This window comes from Shewanella sp. 11B5 (assembly GCF_002836795.1).
GTDB lineage: Bacteria > Pseudomonadota > Gammaproteobacteria > Enterobacterales > Shewanellaceae > Shewanella > Shewanella frigidimarina.
Window position 1 is genome coordinate 1 of sequence record NZ_PJAP01000828.1, and the last position, 1610, is coordinate 1610.

The following is a 1610-nucleotide window of genomic DNA, read 5'->3' on the forward strand; positions in this document are numbered from 1 at the left end:
TAGTGATGATTAAGACAAATTCACAAAAAAAGTCGACCGTCATCACAAATGAGATAAATTTAATCTTAAATTTAACAAGTTAATATACACTACGCACACTTCTAAATACGATCTCTATCAAAGTTTTCACGGTTTCAATAGCGTAGAATGCTTAATTAGACATTACTTACTTTCATTTTTAATCAATCGAGGAACATCGTATGGCTCTGATTGGTAAGCCAAAACCTGACCCAACATTAGAATGGTTTCTTTCACATTGTCACATTCATAAGTACCCTGCAAAGAGTACTTTAATTCACGCAGGTGAAGATTCTGACACTTTATATTACATCGTCAAAGGTTCCGTTGCTGTATTGATCAAAGATGAAGAAGGTAAAGAAATGATCCTTTCTTATCTAAATCAAGGCGACTTTATCGGTGAATTAGGATTGTTTGAAGAACAATCTGAACGTACTGCATGGGTTCGTGCTAAACAAGCATGTGAAATTGCAGAAATTTCTTACAAGAAATTTAAGCAATTGATTCAGGTAAACCCTGAAATCTTGATGAAACTTTCGGCGCAAATGGCCTATCGTTTACAAAGTACTAGCCAAAAAGTAGGCGACTTAGCGTTCCTTGACGTTGCTGGTCGCATTGCACAAACGTTATTACACCTTGCAAAACAACCTGATGCTATGACACATCCTGACGGCATGCAAATTAAGATTACACGTCAAGAGATTGGTCAAATTGTTGGTTGTTCACGTGAGACCGTTGGTCGTATTTTAAAAATGCTTGAAGAACAAAATTTGATCCAAGCACACGGTAAAACGATCGTAGTTTACGGTACGCGCTAAACAACAAAGGGCTAACGACGAATCAAGCTAAATGTTTATGCCTTAATCATATAGGCTTCAGCTTGATTTAAGCCAAGATACTTAAAGTGGTGTTCATACTCTGAACGCCACTTTTTCATTTTGGAGCGCCCATGAATAGCTTGTTCTTAACAGCAATAAGCAGCTTAATGGCCATCACCATTAATCAACAAGATATTCCCGCAAAAGAACTCCCTCTGGACCATGACAACGTCCAAAAATTAGTATCTTCTGGTAATATACGTTCATTAGATGATTACTTAACTTGGTTGTCGCAGTATTGTGATGGTCACTTAATCGACGCCCAGCTTTATCAACACCAAGATAAATGGCGCTATGATCTACAATTTAAGCTAAAACAAGGGCATGTTGTTAATCTGCAATTAGATGCAGCTAACGGTATGCAAGATTCATTGACTCAATTACCGAGCGAATGTACTAAACATGAAACTGTTACTCGTTGAAGATAACCCTTTACTCGTTGCCGAGCTTGAAAAACAACTCAAGCAAGCTGGTTATATTACGGATGTCACAGACAAAGCTATTGAAGCCGATTATTTGATGAAAGAAACTGATTATGACTGTGTCATTTTAGATATCGGATTACCTGACGGAAATGGCTTGTCATTAGTGACTAAATGGCGTGAACGTGGCATAAATACCCCGGTAATCATGTTAACTGCCCGAAGTCAGTGGCATGAAAAAGTTGAAGGCTTTAATGCTGGCGCAGATGACTACTTAGGCAAACCGTTTCAT

3 protein-coding genes are annotated in these 1610 nt (G+C 38.0%); all 3 read left to right on the forward strand.

From position 1 onward, the window contains the following. Positions 1-200 precede the first annotated feature (200 nt). On the forward strand, positions 201-836 hold the full coding sequence (gene crp, locus CXF78_RS16865; RefSeq protein WP_011638731.1) for a cAMP-activated global transcriptional regulator CRP: 636 nt from the start codon (positions 201-203) through the stop codon (positions 834-836). Positions 837-967: 131 nt separating this feature from the next. After that, positions 968-1318 carry a PepSY domain-containing protein gene (locus CXF78_RS16870; protein ID WP_011638732.1) on the forward strand — a complete coding sequence of 117 codons (351 nt, stop codon included), beginning with the start codon at positions 968-970 and terminating at the stop codon, positions 1316-1318. Next, positions 1299-1610 (forward strand): response regulator (locus tag CXF78_RS16875; protein ID WP_145991525.1); only part of this gene is annotated, 312 nt, incomplete at its 3' end. The genes CXF78_RS16870 and CXF78_RS16875, both read left to right, overlap by 20 nt.